This is a genomic window from Agrobacterium rubi TR3 = NBRC 13261 (genome assembly GCF_000739935.1).
Taxonomy (GTDB): Bacteria; Pseudomonadota; Alphaproteobacteria; order Rhizobiales; family Rhizobiaceae; genus Agrobacterium; species Agrobacterium rubi.
In genome coordinates this window covers 129,751-146,239 of the sequence record NZ_BBJU01000002.1, presented here as the reverse complement: position 1 = coordinate 146,239, position 16,489 = coordinate 129,751, and the positions used below count along the sequence as shown (strand labels likewise).

The following is a 16,489-nucleotide window of genomic DNA, read 5'->3' as shown; positions in this document are numbered from 1 at the left end:
AAGCCAGACTGAAGCTCAGTGAATCCATATCACGCAGACGCCTCTAGTTGAACAAGGACAGCAACGTCTTTGGCGAATCGTTGGATATCTGAAGCGCCTGGATGGCGAGCTGCTGCTGCGTCTGCAGCGCGCTCAAACGCGCCGAGGCCTCTTCCATGTCGGCATCCACGAGCCGACTCACGCCTGCATCGATGGTATCGAGGGACTTCTGGGCAAACTGAGACTGCATTTCGATACGCGTCTGGAGAGCGCCCAGCGCCGCAGCCCCACCCGTCACCCGGCCGAGTGCCTGCTCGATGTAGCCGACATAACCATCCAGCAAACGCGGATTGGCGGCGATATCGATGTCGAGGAAATTCATCGTTGGCAATGGCTCGATATTGACGTCGATGCCATAAAAACCAATGGAGCTCTTCTCTCCCGATTTACGGATTTGAAGAGGGTCGATGCTGATGGAAACCGTGGAGGCGTCAGGGGCATTGATGATGATATCAGACCTGTTGACGAGAGCCGTCAGCACGGTTGCCATCTCATTCGATGTCTCGATCTTGCCGTTTGTCTTGCCCAGCTTCAGGTTAACGAAGTCCTTGTCGAAAGACATGCTCGTTGAAGCGTGATCAACATCCATACGCATGCTGACGATGACGTCGTCATAAACGGTGAGAGGCTCAAAATCGAGCGTCATGGAGGACCTGCGCACTCCAAATGCCACCGAGCGATCAGCGATCTGGTTGGCCTGCGTAACGCCCGTAAAGCTGACGTTCGATATGCTCATGGACGATCCGTCCTTGTCACCAAATCCGCCGCGTACAATTCCGACCACGTTCGGGACATCCACCCAAATGACTGTCTGATTGGGCGGATCAAGTCGTCGATATGTCGTAGCAAAAGCGCCTGCGCCGGAAAGCACGTTGTTCAGAACTTGCGCATACTGTTTGTAATTACCGATGACGCCATCGCTTCTGCCAAGGACGCTGTTGACCACACCAGCATCGATCACCGCTGACGTCGTTCTGCCCGGGTCGTAAGCTGGCGGAATTCCATCCGCAGGATTGTCTTCATCGATGGTGATATCGAAGCTCAGGCTGTCCCCGGCTCCAAACGTCATGGGAGAGGAAAAATCGAACATGAACGTCCCTGGCCCGGTACCGGAGGTGCTGCGCATGGCATAATCGCTTCTGAGGCCGTTGCCATATTCGAAACGCAGGCCGCCAATCGTCTTCAGGTCTCTCGGGTCTGCTTGCAACATCCCTCCACCGGTCGAATTGAAGAGAGAAGATTGCACAAGAGAATAATTCGCCCTGTTGACGGAGACTGCGCCGTCTGTGCCTCTCGTAAAGCCGGAGACGACCGACACCTTGTTGATATCGGGATCGAAAATGTCATCGACATCAGTGGTCAGCCAGTTCTCTCCGTTGAAGCTGGCAGAATCGGCAATGGCCACGACCTGCTTTTTAAGCTGATCGAGTTCTCCCTGAATTTTCGAGCGATCCACACTCGTCTCGTTTGCAGTCACCAGCTTTGACTTGAATTCCGTGAGGGATTCGAGCACAGACGTCATCGCCGCATAGGCCGTATCGACTTTGGCTGCGCCCAAACCCATCGCGTCGTTCGCAGCGGAAATGGCGGTGCGGTCGGAGCGCATGGTGGTCGAGATGGACCAATAGGCAACATTATCCGAGGCTTTTCCCACCCGTAAACCGCTACTGACCTGACTTCGCTGCTCGGCAAGGCTCGCTGCCGTCGCGCGAAGAGTCTGGAGGCCCGCCATGGCCGACATGTTGGTCTTTATGCTGGTCATTCCGTACCACTTGCGAGCATCGCCGAGCCATAGAGAGACTCATTTCCGTCACATTTATGGTAAGTAAATGATTAACAAGATGCTTACAAATGGTTGTATAAAGTAGCACTATCGTGGCATTTAAGACTAGCTTTAGAGAACAACTTATAGCTCTGATATGTTCATTCTAACCATTGTCATCAATAATAACGAGTGGAACACCAACCTCGACAAACGCATAAAAGGCGTGCCGACACTTCTTCGTGAGCTTTACGAGACGCTTCGACATCAGTTCACTGAAAATCAGTATTCATCGCTTTGAAAATATTAGAATATTTCGATTAAAAATATAAATAAAACTTTTTTAGAATACTCGCACGTCGCGAGAGAAACGGGATATGTGAAAGATCCAAAAACACCAGAGAACGCGGAGTTTTCGTAGAGTTTTGCTTACGGGCGCACGAAAGAAATCCTTTGATCAGGCTGATAACTTTCACTTGCTTCTATATCTACCATAAATAGAAAAAGGCCCCACCAGGGGGCCTTCCAATCACGGCCTGACTCTAGGCTTATTCCATGCCCAGTGCAGCCATGTAGGTCTGCAAGATCGTCTCTTCTTCGATGCGCTCGTTGGCATCCTTCTTGCGCAGGCGGATGATGGTGCGGATCGCCTTGGTGTCGTAACCACGGCCCTTGGCTTCGCCCATCACGTCCTTGATATCGCCGGAAATCGCGGCCTTTTCTTCTTCCAGACGCTCGATACGCTCGATGAACTGGCGCAGTTCGGCGGCGGCGACGGTTTCGGTTGTGGCTGTTTCGTCCATTCTTCTATCCTTTGCGTGGGCTCTGCGCACAGAACCGCGTGATTCGAAAGTGGTCGAGGCGGAAGCCTCAAGGCTGCGGTGGCAGCGAATTTTTCAGGTTGGTGAACTGCCTGTCCCAGACAGCCACGTCAAGCCGTTTCCGGTCTCGGCGCCTTATTCCTGCGGCTTGTTTTGCTCGAATGCGGCTTTCTGGACATCACTGGCTTCGCCCTGATGCAGCTTTTTCCAATCGTCATAAGGCATGCCATAGACCATCTCGCGGGCGGTATCCTTGCTGATCTCGTGGCCCGCTTCCTTGGCCGCATCCGCATACCAGTTGGACAGGCAATTGCGGCAAAAGCCCGCGAGGTTCATGAGGTCGATGTTCTGCACATCGCTGCGCTCGCGCAAGTGTTTGAGCAGCCTGCGAAAAGCGGCCGCTTCCAGCTCTGTCTTCTTGATATCGTCAACTTCGCTCATCGTCTTCTCCGCTCAATAGGGTCCGGTCCGCGAGGCGAACTGCTGATAGGCGTGCAGGCTCAGATCATCATTCATTGCGGCGAAAATGGGAGCAAGGCGCAAAGCCCAAGCAGCAATGCCCGCCTCATCGCCGATGAGATCCTGCCGCACTTCCAAAAGGGCATGGGGGAAGCCCTTGGCCATGCAGTGCCGATACATGGTGTCGCCCTTCAGCGCGCCGTCATAGGGCTCATTGTCCCCCACCACAATATCGCCCGATGCCCGCAGATGCGCAATTAGTGGCGTGACAGCGCGGTGATCCGTGTCCCACAGCACGGCTGCGTGCCAGGGGCGAGCCACCTCTTTCCAGAACGGCGTGTAGGAATGCAGCGAAAACACCAGCGGTGCCTTGCCGGATTGGTTTGCGACCTTGTCCAGCACCGAACCCACAGCCTTGTGATAGGGTCGATGATAGGTGTTCAGTCGCCGATCCCACTCATCCTGTGTCATCGGGTGATTGCCGGGAATAATCGCACCATCGGAAATCTTCATGATGAGCGTGGGGTCGTCCTCACCCCTGTTAGGATCGATCAGCAGGCGGGAAAAGCGGCTCATCACGGCGGGCACGCGAAGGCGCGCGGCAAGCGTTCGCGTCAGCCCTTCGATGCCGATATCAAACGCGATATGACGCTGAAAGGCCGCCGGTGACAGACCGAGACTGCCATAGTCTGGCGGCAGAATGTTGGTGGCGTGATCGGCGATGAGAACCATGCCTTTGTCATAATCGCCTTCTATGATTTCGTAGGGCTGGAAGTCTGGCATCTTTGATTTCTAGCGACGATAAGGGAGAGACGCTTGATGCCATGGCTCGGCGCCACGCGCAAGTTACGACGGTCTGAACGCTATCCGCAGCACCGCCGCCGATATTCCATACAGATACAATCGATTGAACTTGCGTTGACTTTCTTGGGCGCCCGCGCCAAGAAGTGTTCTCATTTTATAACCATGGAATCCGGATGGAAGCCGTGACACAGACATTCTCCGCTAAGCTTCACAAACACCGGCGCGCGATCCGCTTCTTCTGCGCCGCCACCCTCTTCTCCACACCGCTTCTTCTTGCAGAACCGGCATTGGCGGATTTCCGTGTCTGCAACAGCACACAGAACCTCGTGGGCGTGGCCATCGGCTACCGTGCACAGGAAGGCTGGATCAGCGAAGGCTGGTGGCAGGTGCCTGCCTCCACATGCGCCACGCTGATCGAGGGTGAGCTGCAATCCCGCTATTATTATCTCTACGCCGAAGATGCTGCCCGTGGCGGCAGATGGACAGGCGACGTGAACATGTGCGTCGCGGAAAACGAGTTCAAGATCACCGGCGTGGATGATTGCTATGCCCGTAGTTTCCAACGAATGGGTTTCAAGGAATACGATACGGGCCGACAGGGAAGCTGGATGGTCCAGCTTTCTGACACGCCAGGTACACAGGAAAGTCAGAACTGATGAAGCGTAACCGCAAAGTCAAAATCCTTGCAACTCTCGGCCCAGCATCATCCGATGAAGCAATGATCGAGAAGCTCCATCTGGCCGGCGCTGATCTCTTCCGCATCAATATGAGCCATGCCAGCCATGACGTGATGCGCACCCTCATCCAGCGCATTCGCTCGGTCGAAAGCCGCGTTGGCCGCCCCATCGGCATTCTGGCCGACCTTCAGGGGCCCAAGCTGCGCGTCGGCAAGTTCGCAGACACAAAGGTCGATCTGGTTGCAGGCCAGACCTTCACGCTCGACAACAACGAGGCGCCCGGCGACAAGAACCGCGTGTTCCTGCCGCATCCTGAAATTCTCGAAGCCGTCAAGCCCGGCGACCGCCTGCTGATCGATGATGGCAAGCTGCATCTGCGCGCTGAAAAATGCGACGGCAAGAGCATCGTCACCACAGTCGTCTCCGGCACCAAGATTTCCGACCGCAAGGGCATCAGCCTGCCCGACACGTTGCTGGGCGTCGGCGTTCTGACCGACAAGGACCGCGTCGATCTGGATGCCGTGCTGGCGACCGACGATGTCGATTGGGTCGCACTATCGTTCGTTCAGCGCCCGGAAGATCTGGTCGAAGTCCGCAAGATCGCCGGTAACCGCGTTGGCCTGATGTCCAAGATCGAAAAGCCGCAGGCTGTCGAGCGCATCGAGGAAATCATCGCCCTTTCCGACGCACTGATGGTGGCCCGTGGTGACCTTGGTGTGGAAATGCCGCTGGAAGCCGTTCCCGGCATCCAGAAGCAGCTGACACGTGCCTGCCGCAAGGCCGGTAAGCCCGTCGTCGTTGCCACGCAGATGCTGGAATCGATGATTTCGGCTGCCGTTCCAACCCGCGCCGAAGTGTCCGACGTGGCGACCGCCGTGTTCGAAGGTGCCGACGCCATCATGCTGTCGGCCGAATCGGCCTCCGGTGATTACCCGGTCGAGGCCGTGTCCACCATGGCCTCCATCGCCAGCACCGTGGAGCAGGACCCCTACTACTCCAACATCATCTACGCACAGCGCCCGCAGCCGGAAGCAACCGGTGCCGACGCCATTTCGCTGGCCGCCCGCCAGATTGCCGAAACGTTGGGGCTGTCGGCCATCGTCACCTACACATCGTCAGGCACGACGGGTCTTCGTGCGGCGCGTGAACGCCCGCAGGTTCCGATCATCGCGCTGTCGCCGATCATCCAGACGGCACGTCGTCTGTCTGTGGTTTGGGGTCTGCACTGTGTGGTCACCGGCGACGCCAGCGACCAGGACGACATGGTCAACCGCGCCTGCCGCATCGTCGTCGACGAAGGCTTTGGCAAACCCGGCAACCGCATCATCATCTCGGCCGGTGTTCCGCTCGGCACGCCCGGCGCCACCAACATGGTCCGCATCGCCTATATCGGCTCCGACGGACAGAGCGGCGTCTGATCCGTTCAGCACAATCGATCCAAATAGAAAAGGCGCGGTGTTTCGACCGCGCCTTTTTCGTTTGGGAGGCAATTGCCGTTAGTTGTCTTTATAGGCGGCAACCACGATATTGACCTGCGCCGCGCTCATGGCGTGGACTTGCGCCGTGGTGAACGCCTCGATCTTCTCATCCGTCATTCCGCTGAGCGCCGCTGTCGACAGTCCGGCAATGGCAGATTTCTTGATCGATGCGATCTCTGAGGCCTCGAAGCTGTTCAGCTCATCCGCGTCCAACGTCGCAACCTGCTTGGCGCTCAACCCCGCCACCTGAACGTCGGTCAGCGCTTCGATACTGTCGGCACTCAGTGCGTCGAATTGTGCCGTCGTCAAAGCAGCGATCTGTTTGGAGCCCATGGCTGCCAGTTTATCGCTACCGAGCTGACTGACGGCAGACGGCGAGAGCCCGGAAATCTGACGTGGTGTCAGACCGGAAAACTGCTCAGGCGTGAGTGCGCCCAGTTGATCGGATGTCAGCGCCTTCATCTGGGTGGTGGATAGCGCGGCGATCTGGCCCGTCGTCAGGGCCTGGATCAATGTGGTGGAAAGACCTGAAATCGCGGAGGTCGACAATCCCGCAATCGCGGTCTTCTTGATCGCTGCGATCTCTTCTGCCGTGAAGCTGTTCAGTTCCGTGGCCGATAAGGTTGCGGCCTGCTTGGCGTTCAGACCAGCAACCTGCGTTTCCTGAAGGGCTTCGATACTTGCGCTGCTCAACGCGTCGAACTGGGCAGTCGTCAGGGCTGCGACCTGCTTTGTGCTGAAGGCCGCGAGAACGCCACCATCCAGATTGGCCATGACCGCTGTCGAAAGGCCACCGATTTGTTTGGCCGACAAGGCGCCAATCTGCTCAGGCGTCAGTGCCGATATCTGCTGCGAGGTCAAAGCCTGCACCTGCTGGGTAGACAGGCCTGCGATTTGTGTCGTCGTCAATCCGGCAATTCTGTCGGTCGAGAGCCCCGCCAGTGCCGTCGTCGTCAATCCGGCAATCGCTGCCTTCTTGAGCGACGCGATTTCTTCGACGGTGAAACTGTTGAGTTCATCCGCAGACAGCGTTGCGACCTGCTTGGCGGTCAATCCGGAAACCTGCTGCGCATCGAGACCGGCCAGGCTGGTCGAGTTCAAGGCCTCGAACTGCGCCGTCGTCAGCGCCGTGATTTGTTTGGTGCTCAGAGCGCCAAGCCGTGCACTGCTGAGATTGGCGAGAACGTCGCTCGAAAGCCCCGCAATCTGCTTGGTCGTCAGTGCCGAGAACTGATCCGCCGTCAGTGCCGAGAGCTGCGTGGAGGTCAGTGCCTTCATCTGCGTCGATGACAGGGCCGCGACCTGCGTCAAGGTCAGCGCCGCGATCCTGTCGGTCGACAGACCGGCCAGTGCTGCGGTCGACAGGCCGACGATGGACGCCTTCTTGATCGACGCGATCTCGGCGGGCGTGAAGCTGTTGAGTTCGCCTGACGACAGCGTCGAGACCTGCTGCGTACTCAAGCCCGAGACTTGACCTTCATTCAGCGCAACAAGGCTGGTGGAGCTCAAGGCGTCGAACTGGCTCGTGGTCAGGGCAGAAATCTGCTTGGTGCTGAGGGCAGCGAGCTTGTCGCTGCTCAGCGTGTTCATCACAACGGTGGAAAGACCGGCGATCTGTTTTGCGGTCAAGGCGGAGAACTGCTCCGGCGTCAGCGCCGTGAGTTGCTCCGAGGTCAGGGCCTTCATCTGCGACGACGTGAGAGCTCCCACCTGCACGGTGGTGAGCGCGATAAGCTTATCGGTGGACAGACCCGCAAGTGCCGATGTGCTCAGACCGGGAATGGAGGCTTTCTTGATCGAGGCGATTTCTGCCGAGGTAAAGCTGTTGAGTTCACCAGCCGAGAGAATGCCGACCTGCTGGCTGCTCAACGCCGAGACCTGCGCCGTGTTCAGTGCCTCGATCAGCGTGGACGAGAAGCCGTCGAGCTGGCTGGCATAGAGCGCATTGACCTGCGCGGTCGACAGGCCCGAAACCTGCGTCGTGCCGAGTGCGGCCACTTGCGACAGCGTCAGTCCGGTGATGGATTTGGGCGCCAGTGCTCCGACCGCCTGGGTGGACAGCGACGAGACGACCGTGGTCGTCAGCGCACCCACTTGCGTGGAGGTGAAGGCTTTGATCTGCGCGGAATTGAGTTCGCCAATATCACTGGTCGTCAGCCCCGCTATCGTGGAGATAGAAAGCTGGGAAATCTGCTTGGGAGCAAGGTTGGCTATTGTAGTCATGAGCGCGCGACACCATCGATTACTGGTCAGAGATGACCTTTTACGTGACGAATCTTGCCCCGACATTGCGATAAACACGACCTATTGGCAGATATCATAGCAACCGACACAAAGTTTTTGATGAGGGCGGTAGCAACAAGGCCCACATCACACGTCACGCAAATCAGGATTTTCAGGGAACATGGCTCGCGAGAACCGGCGCAATGAAGGAGCTTCATGCAAGCTGGGATCAATCCAATCCCGGCCCTTTGCGCCACGAGACAAAGACTGTCTCGCATATAGTCAAATGATACAGCGCGGTTTCAAGTCACGCGCAAATATAACCGACTGTTAACCAAGCTAACAGCGCCGATATCACCCGTCAAGCTCGCCTTAAAGCATTATGGAAACTGCCGTCACAACCACTCCAAACGAAAACCGCCCCGCTATCTTTTGTAAGACAGCGGGGCGGTTTTGACGTTTGAAGGCTACCGACAGATTACCTTATGGCATCTTGACCGGCGTGCTGAAGCGGCTGGAATCGATGGCAGCAGCGCCCGGACGGAAGCTGGCCGTTGCCGCAGACGCCGACATATCGTGGCTGAGCATGCGGTTGTTCACGACACGCGGTGCCTTGACGGCACGACCGGTGACGCCCTTGTCCTGGCTCAATGCCCAGTCCGAAATGGCTTCCTGCGTCAAGCGACCACCACTGACCATTGCCTGTTCGGCGATAGCAGCTTCCTTCTTGCTTGGACGACCGCCCTTGGTGGGCAGGCCAGCCGTCAGGCCGCTGGTGTTTGTCTGTGGCTTGACATCGAAGTCATCGCCATAGGCCTGTTCGTCCTGCATGGTCTGGGCTGGACCAGCCTTCGCCGTGTGGACAGGCTTTCTGGCCGGTAGGGCAGAACCGATGCTTGTAGCGGAGGCTGGGAACTGCGCAGCACTTGGCATCGCTGTTGCGATCATTGCGGAACGCGCATCCTGGCCGCTCTGCTCAAGCGCAGCGACCACGACAGGCGAAAGCTGCTGTTCAGCCTCGTCGCCCTGATCTTCGGCGTCGGAATTGGCCGTTGCCAGCAGCGCTTCTGCAACAGCCGGACGGTTGGCAGGAACCGGAACATGGGCCGCAAGCGCATCGCCCGGCATGTTTTCAGAACCCAGAGCCGCCATGACGGTACCATCGGCATCACCCTTCATGCGGCGCGGCCCCAAAAGGGTCGGCACAGGAATAGAGTATTGCGCGAGATCGGCAAACTGCTGTTCGGCAGGGGCGGCGGTCGGTGTTGGCGTGGTCGCGGCCTGAAGTGCATCCTGCGCTGCATTACGCGCTGGAGAATAAAGCGCTGTCGCCAGACCCGTCGCGCCTTCCTGATTGCGGAAGGTTGGGCGCGCCGTCGGCAGCGGTGCGTTCGCGCCACCCGGAAGAGGCGTTGCGGATGCAACGGCCACAGCTGTCGGTGCTGCCTCTTCTTCAGGCTCCTGCGCTACGGGAGCAGCGGCGGGTGCGGCAGAGCGCGCGGCTGGTGCCGGTGTTGCAATGCCTTCGGCATCTTCGTCCTCATCGCCGCCACCAAACAGGGCTGCGAGCAAGGTCTTGCGCTTGCCACCCGATGAGGAGGACGAGGCTGGGCCATCGCCTGCGGTGCTGGCAACCTGAATGGAAGACGAGCTGACGCGTTTGCGATAATCGGCGAGCGCCTGGTCATAACCGGGCAAAGGCTTGCCGTCGGATGGAAGGTGAATGGTGTTGCCCTTGGGGAAAATGCGCACCAGTTCCTGGCGGCTCATGCGTGGCCAGGCACGCACATTGCCGACGTCAAGATGCACGAAGGGAGAACCGGAGGTCGGGTAGAAACCAACGCCACCGATCTGCATCTGCATGGCGATTTCGCGCAGACGGCCAAGCTTCACGCCGGGAATATAAAAGTCCATGGCCTTGCCGAGCGTATGCTGGCTGCTCTTGGCGACACCCTTGGTGCGCGAACGCAGCATGCCGTTGGTCTCGGGCGAACGGAAAGCGGAGACGACGTTGATGTATTCGTTGGCACCGGAACGGCGGTAAACTTCCCACACCAGATCGAACAGACGCGGGTCCATCTTGGTCGGCTGGTTGCGACGCCAGTCACGCAGGAATCGGTTCAGCTCCTGCAGACCCTTCTGGTCGTACTTGCCGTTTCGCTTGAAGGTGATGACGGCTTTTTCTTTGGTGTGGATATAATACAGCTTGAGACTGCGTGTTTCAGCAGCCGCTTCCGTTGCCGAAACGCCAAGCGCAGGCAAACCGGCCATCAACAAACAAACGCAGGTGACAACGCGTGCCGACAGCTTCGTGCATATATCTTTGATCAAGCCACGCGCGACCTTCGCGGTCAGCGCGTTATTCCGATGCAGATAAGGCAATTTGATCCCCGCCTGGCAGACAATTCGTCACATTGTCCTAGTGAACCTCAATTACGGTGACACGATGGCAAATTTGCCACACATATGCAACCTTCCTCTATATAGTGAACGCCTCACTAACAAGAGGTTTACAGACCGTAAGTGAATATCCTTGCTCAGGGGTTAACAAATATTGCATTTGCTAAACTAAGACCGCATCCGCCGCATCAAGCGGCGTCACGCAGCGGATCATCGGGATCAATGCCATAATCCTTCAACTTTCGGTAGAGTGTGGAACGTCCGATGCCGAGTTTGCGGGCCACCTGGCTCATCTGGCCACGATAGAATCGCAGCGCAAACCGGATGAGTTCCTCTTCGATATCGGCAATCTTGCGAACGTCGCCGCTGTCATCGGTTGAAGCAATCAGGCTTCCACCGGGGAACACAGATGCGGAGCGCTCTTCATCCGTCGCCATGGCTTCCATGACGGACATGATGTCTGCGGCACTGCTTTTGCTTTCAGGCGCCTGCGCAACCAGCAGCGAACGCTCGGTCGGGCGATGCGGAATCTCGTGGTCGGCAACGTCACCGGCAAATTCCGGCACCTGAAGCGCGATCTGCGGGAAATCCGCTTCCGTCAACTCGTCACCCTGCGCCAGAACGACCGCGCGGAACACGGCATTTTCCAGCTGGCGAATATTGCCCGGCCAGTCATAGGCCGTCAGCAAGGCCAGCGCACCGGCGCTCACACCCAGCGAATGCGGCAGTTTCTGCTCAACAGAAAAACGTTCTGCAAACACCCGCGCCAGATAGGGAATGTCTTCCTTGCGGCGACGAAGAGCGGGAATGGTGATGGGGAAGACGTTGAGGCGGTAATACAGGTCTTCGCGGAAGCGGCCTTCCTTCACCTCTTCGATCAAATCCTTGTTGGTGGCCGAAATCAGCCGCACATTGACCTTCTGGACACGGGCCGAACCGACAGTCTCGATCTCTCCCTGCTGCACGGCGCGCAGAAGCTTGACCTGCACTTCCAGCGGCAGATCGCCGATCTCGTCCAGAAACAGCGTGCCGCCATCGGCTTCCATGAACTTGCCCATGTGCTTTTCGGTGGCACCGGTAAAGGCACCCTTCTCGTGTCCGAACAGGATGCTCTCGACAAGATTATGCGGAATGGCACCGCAATTGACGGTGATGAACGGCTTGCCCGAACGGTCGCTGCCCGACTGCACGGCACGCGCGATCATTTCCTTGCCGACGCCGGATTCGCCTTCCAGCACGACCGGGATATTGGATTGCGCCGCCCGCTGCGCCAGTTCGATGACTCGCAGCATGGCCGGGCTGGCCGACACGATATCGTTGAAATTGACAGCGTGGTTGCGCGACCGCTTGCCGGTGCGGGCCTTGGCCTCGCGCTGGTCGAGCTTCAGCGCATTGGCAATGGCCGAACCGATGCGCTCTGGCGACACGGGCTTGACCACGAAATCGAAAGCACCGGCGCGCATGGCCTGCACCACCGTATCGATGCCGCCCTGGCCGGTCTGGACGATGACAGGCACATCGGTGCCTAGCTCTCCGACAGCCTTGAGAAAAGACAGACCGTCCATCTCCGGCATCATCAGATCAAGAACGATCACGCTGATATCGCCGCTGTGTTGTTTCAACAGCTCCAGTCCGACCCTGCCGTTTTCGGCAAGGATTGGGTGGTGACCATAACGCTCCACTGCTTGTTTAAGCAGGCGGCGCTGAACAGGGTCGTCATCGATAACGAGTACTTGCGCTGTCATGTCAGGCTCCGGTTTCCGGTTTATGGACCTGCTTCATGCTGGCCCTTTGAACTGAATGTGACATGGAAGGCTTGAACATCCAGTTTTGAGATTTGCTTGCATTTTATGCATTGCCACGGGAAACAGAGCCCCCATATGCTTTGGCGAAGAGATAAAGAGGAAAGCCCGACATGACCTTGAAGACATCGATCCCCCTGCCCGCCTTTTCGCCCGCAGACGTAGGGGCTGCCGCCCTCGGTGACCTCCCGACATGGAAGCTGTCCGATCTCTACCCCTCTGCCGATTCATCAGAATACAGGGGCGCGCTGGAAAAGGCGGCGAGCGACGCAAAGGCGTTCGAAGCCAAATGGAAGGGCAAGCTGGAAGCCGCCGCCAAGAGTTCCGGCGAGCAGGGTCTTGGCGCGGCGCTGAAGGAATATGAAGCGCTGGACGATCTTCTCGGCCGCATCGGTTCCTTCGCTGGCCTCACCTATTTTTCCGATACATCCAACCCGGCCAACGGCAAGATTTATGGCGACGCCCAGTCGAAGCTCACCGAGATGTCCTCCAACCTTCTGTTCTTCGCGCTCGAGCTGAACCGCATCGAAGACGCGACCATCGATGCGGCCATCGCCAACGATCCGCTGACCGGCCATTACAAGCCGTGGCTGGTGGATTTGCGCAAGGACAAGCCGCACCAGCTGGATGACAGTCTGGAACAGCTGTTCCTCGAAAAGTCGATGACCAGTGCCGCAGCCTTCAACCGCCTGTTCGATGAAACCATGTCGGAGCTGCGTTTTGAGGTCGACGGCAAGAGCCTGGCGCTGGAAGAAACGCTCAACCTGCTTCAGGAACCGGACACGGAAACCCGTAAAAAGGCAGCGCAGGCGCTGAGCGCAACCTTCAAGGACAATCTGCGCGTCTTCACGCTGATTACCAACACGCTCGCCAAGGACAAGGAAATCTCCGACCGTTGGCGCAAGTTCGAAGACATCGCCGACAGCCGCCATCTGGCCAACCGCGTCGAGCGCGGGGTGGTGGATGCGTTGGCGCAGGCGGTGACGCAGGCCTATCCGCGCCTGTCGCATCGCTATTACAAGATGAAGGCCAAGTGGCTCGGCATGGAGCAGATGAACTATTGGGACCGCAACGCGCCGCTGCCCGACACGTCGAACGCCGTCATTCCCTGGGACGACGCCAAGGACATGGTGCTCTCGGCCTATGGCGACTTCGCACCCGAGATGGCCGATATCGCCCGCCGCTTTTTCGATGAGGAATGGATCGATGCCCCCGCCCGTCCCGGCAAGGCACCGGGTGCCTTCGCGCATCCCACCGTGCCCTCCGCGCACCCTTACGTGCTGGTCAATTACCTCGGCAAGCCGCGTGACGTGATGACGCTGGCGCACGAGCTGGGCCATGGCGTGCATCAGGTATTGGCCGGTGGACAGGGCGCTCTGATGTGCGCAACGCCGCTGACCTTGGCCGAGACGGCATCGGTCTTCGGCGAAATGCTGACCTTCCGCAAGCTGCTGGATGGCACCAAGGACAAGCGTGAGCGCAAGGCGCTTTTGGCTCGCAAGGTCGAAGACATGATCAACACGGTGGTGCGCCAGATCGCTTTTTATGAATTCGAGCGCAAGGTGCACACCGCCCGCAAGGACGGCGAACTGACCGCAGAACAGATCGGCGAACTGTGGCTCTCCGTCCAGCAGACAAGCCTTGGACCGGCGATCAAGATTTCCGAGGGCTATGAAAACTGGTGGACCTACGTTCCCCACTTCATCCACTCGCCCTTCTATGTCTATGCCTACGCCTTCGGCGATTGCCTCGTCAACTCGCTCTATGCGGTCTACCAGAATGCCGATAGCGGTTTTCAGGACAAGTATTTCGAGCTGCTGAAGGCCGGTGGCACCAAGCACCATTCCGAACTTCTGAAGCCGTTCGGTCTCGATGCCACCGACCCGTCCTTCTGGAACAAGGGTCTTTCCATGATCGAAGGCTTGATCGACGAGTTGGAAGCGTTGGATAAAGAATGAGAGGACCGGCGACGCTCCAATCTCGGGCAAGCTTCGCCGGTTTTACATACCTTATTTTACGGAAACAGCATGACGGACGACGCGCATGAAACGCAAACCGGGTGACCTGACATTGCGGGAAACGCTCCGCTGGGAGCCCACCACCGGCTTCCAGCGGCTGGAACAGCACATGCGCCGCCTGCTGCGCTCTGCCGATGCGCTGGGTTTTCGCGCACCCGCCGATACCGTGAAAGCGTTGAACGCCGCCGTCAGCGGCAGCGAACCGATGACCGTGCGGGTGGTGATGAACTACAAGGGCGAACTCGACATTGCCGCCGAACCCTTCATTCCGCTTTGTGAGGGCGCCGTCTGGCGGGTGAAGATTGCGGAAAAGACGCGGCTCGATTCCAGCGACACCTTCTACCGCCACAAATCCTCGCGCCGTGAACCCTATGACGCGGCACGCGCGGAGTTTTCAGCCAAGGAAGCGGACGAAGTCCTGCTTTTGAACGAGCGCGGCGAAATTTGCGAGGGATCCACCACCAGCGTCTTTGTGGAGGGTGCGGAAGGCCAATTGCTGACCCCGCCACTCGATAGCGGCATTCTGCCCGGCGTTCTGCGCGCCGATCTCATCCGCGAACGCAAGGCCCGCGGACAGGCACTGAAGCCAGCGGATTTGGCGGGACGGAAGCTGTTTGTTGGTAATTCATTGCATGGGTTGGTGGCTGCGGAGTTGGTTTGAGGTGAGCGGCCACGCTTTCCTTGGCTTTACGTTTAGGCACCGCGGGTGTGGCTCACCCCCCTCTGCCCTGCCGGACATCTCCCCCACAAGGAGGGAGATCGGCTAGACGCTTGCTCCCTCGCTCTATCCGCAGCCTTCAAGATGGGCGAGAAGTCTCAACGAGTCGATCTCCCCACCTGTGGGGGAGATGTCCGGCAGGACAGAGGGGGGTGAGCCGCACCCACAACCGCCGAATAACTCACTCTAAACCCACTCTACCCGAGCACGCCCCTTCTGCTTTGCCGCATAGAGCGCATGATCCACGCGCTGATAAAGATCGGCACCGGTTTCCTCGGCCCGATACAGCGACAGCCCCGCCGAGCAGCTATAGGAAAAGTCGGTAGCGCCGGGGAATGGGCAGGAAGAAGCGACCTTGTCCAGCAGTCGCTCTACGATGCCGATGCATTCCGACAGAACCGTGCGCGGCATGATCAGCATGAACTCCTCGCCGCCCACGCGCCCGAAGCAATCGGAACGACGGATCGTGGAGTGGGCGATTTTGACGAAGTCGCGCAGCACGGTGTCGCCACCCTGATGGCCGAAGCGATCATTGATGGTCTTGAAGAGATCGATATCCATGACGCATAGCCCGAACGGGCATTCCGTCCCGTTTCGCACTTTTTCGATCTGGACATCGAGCTTGGCAAAAACGAAGCGCCGGTTGGCGGTTCCGGTCAACTCATCCGTTTGGGCTGCGCGCAAGGCTATGTCGCGGTCCTGGCGCAGACTGCGCTGGTTTTGCCGCAGCGCGGTGATGTCGCTGCCCACGCACAGCATCCAGCCATCGTCCTGTACGGTCTCTGTCATCCAGATCCAGCGCCCGTCGTGCAAATCCAGCTCCAGCCCGCGAAACGGCAGCTTGCCACGGCGCGATTGCGCCGACAGGAGCCATGCCTCGAAATCCTGGGTGGTGATGATCAGGCCTTTTCTGTCGTGATAGTTCGCTCGCAGAAGTTCGGCCCATGTCGGAAAAGCATCGCCGGCCAGATTGAACGCCTCGCGAAAGGCGCGGTTGGCGTGACGCAGCCGGTCATCCGTGTCGAAAAGAGCAATGAAAACAGGTGTCATGTCCTGTAGCGCAAGAACGCGCTCGATCAGACCATCCAGGCTGGCAGTCTCTTGCCTCACGATATTGACCCCCTCCAACCGAAGGACGCATCCGGTTTGGAATCTATTATAGTTTCTGAGAGGGGAAACGCGTAGTCCTAAGCTATATGGATGATTTTCTCACAAACAGACGTCTAAGAGCTTGGCTTTTCGCCAAGCTTCATACGCCCGTCATCCGGCTACCCTTTATTGTTGAGAA

The 16,489-nt window shown here is 58.2% G+C and carries 11 protein-coding genes and 2 pseudogenes; 4 read left to right on the top strand and 9 right to left on the bottom strand.

Going from position 1 to position 16,489, the window contains the following annotated elements; translation table 11 throughout:
- Positions 1 to 43 precede the first annotated feature (43 nt).
- The 4 genes from RRU01S_RS26665 to RRU01S_RS01120 form a co-directional block, all read right to left on the bottom strand.
- Positions 44 to 1,801: a flagellin N-terminal helical domain-containing protein gene (locus RRU01S_RS26665; RefSeq protein ID WP_045228401.1), complete on the bottom strand. Its 1,758-nt coding sequence runs from the start codon at positions 1,799 to 1,801 to the stop codon at positions 44 to 46.
- 548 nt (positions 1,802 to 2,349) lie between these two features.
- Complete coding sequence (locus RRU01S_RS01130) at positions 2,350 to 2,604, bottom strand: DUF2312 domain-containing protein (RefSeq protein ID WP_042617583.1); 255 nt, start codon at positions 2,602 to 2,604, stop codon at positions 2,350 to 2,352.
- A 153-nt stretch (positions 2,605 to 2,757) separates the two neighbouring features.
- Positions 2,758 to 3,063, bottom strand: coding sequence for a DUF1244 domain-containing protein (locus RRU01S_RS01125; protein WP_045228400.1), 306 nt, complete (start codon positions 3,061 to 3,063; stop codon positions 2,758 to 2,760).
- A gap of 12 nt (positions 3,064 to 3,075) precedes the next feature.
- Positions 3,076 to 3,864, bottom strand: coding sequence for an N-formylglutamate amidohydrolase (locus RRU01S_RS01120; protein WP_045228399.1), 789 nt, complete (start codon positions 3,862 to 3,864; stop codon positions 3,076 to 3,078).
- A gap of 194 nt (positions 3,865 to 4,058) precedes the next feature.
- Between RRU01S_RS01120 and RRU01S_RS01115 the strand changes: the two genes are divergently transcribed.
- On the top strand, positions 4,059 to 4,541 hold the full coding sequence (locus RRU01S_RS01115) for a DUF1036 domain-containing protein (protein ID WP_045228398.1): 483 nt from the start codon (positions 4,059 to 4,061) through the stop codon (positions 4,539 to 4,541).
- Positions 4,541 to 5,980 (top strand): pyruvate kinase, encoded by a 1,440-nt coding sequence (gene pyk / locus RRU01S_RS01110; protein WP_045228397.1) that lies wholly within the window; start codon positions 4,541 to 4,543, stop codon positions 5,978 to 5,980. The genes RRU01S_RS01115 and pyk overlap by 1 nt, the downstream gene beginning before the upstream one ends.
- A gap of 78 nt (positions 5,981 to 6,058) precedes the next feature.
- Here pyk and RRU01S_RS01105 read toward each other — a convergent pair whose 3' ends face one another.
- From RRU01S_RS01105 to RRU01S_RS01095, 4 genes and pseudogenes are all read right to left on the bottom strand, one after another.
- The gene (locus RRU01S_RS01105) at positions 6,059 to 8,263 is read right to left on the bottom strand and encodes a hypothetical protein (RefSeq protein WP_052815895.1); all 2,205 of its coding nucleotides are present in this window, start codon (positions 8,261 to 8,263) and stop codon (positions 6,059 to 6,061) included.
- A 483-nt stretch (positions 8,264 to 8,746) separates the two neighbouring features.
- Positions 8,747 to 10,645 (bottom strand): peptidoglycan L,D-endopeptidase MepK, encoded by a 1,899-nt coding sequence (locus RRU01S_RS01100; protein ID WP_045228395.1) that lies wholly within the window; start codon positions 10,643 to 10,645, stop codon positions 8,747 to 8,749.
- A 206-nt stretch (positions 10,646 to 10,851) separates the two neighbouring features.
- A pseudogene (locus RRU01S_RS26825) lies at positions 10,852 to 11,052 on the bottom strand (helix-turn-helix domain-containing protein); the annotation flags it as partial.
- Between the two features lie 167 nt (positions 11,053 to 11,219).
- Positions 11,220 to 12,408, bottom strand: a pseudogene (locus RRU01S_RS01095) (sigma-54-dependent transcriptional regulator); the annotation flags it as partial.
- 170 nt (positions 12,409 to 12,578) lie between these two features.
- Between RRU01S_RS01095 and RRU01S_RS01090 the strand changes: the two are divergent.
- Together RRU01S_RS01090 and RRU01S_RS01085 are read left to right on the top strand one after the other, a co-directional pair.
- Entirely contained in the window at positions 12,579 to 14,423 is a 1,845-nt protein-coding gene (locus tag RRU01S_RS01090) for a M3 family oligoendopeptidase (protein ID WP_045228393.1), read from the top strand.
- A gap of 85 nt (positions 14,424 to 14,508) precedes the next feature.
- A complete protein-coding gene (locus RRU01S_RS01085; RefSeq protein ID WP_045228392.1) occupies positions 14,509 to 15,144 on the top strand; it encodes an aminotransferase class IV family protein in 636 nt (211 codons plus the stop codon).
- 243 nt (positions 15,145 to 15,387) lie between these two features.
- Here the strand turns inward: RRU01S_RS01085 and RRU01S_RS01080 are convergent, their stop codons facing one another.
- Positions 15,388 to 16,290: a sensor domain-containing diguanylate cyclase gene (locus RRU01S_RS01080; protein WP_045228437.1), complete on the bottom strand. Its 903-nt coding sequence runs from the start codon at positions 16,288 to 16,290 to the stop codon at positions 15,388 to 15,390.
- Positions 16,291 to 16,489 lie beyond the last annotated feature (199 nt).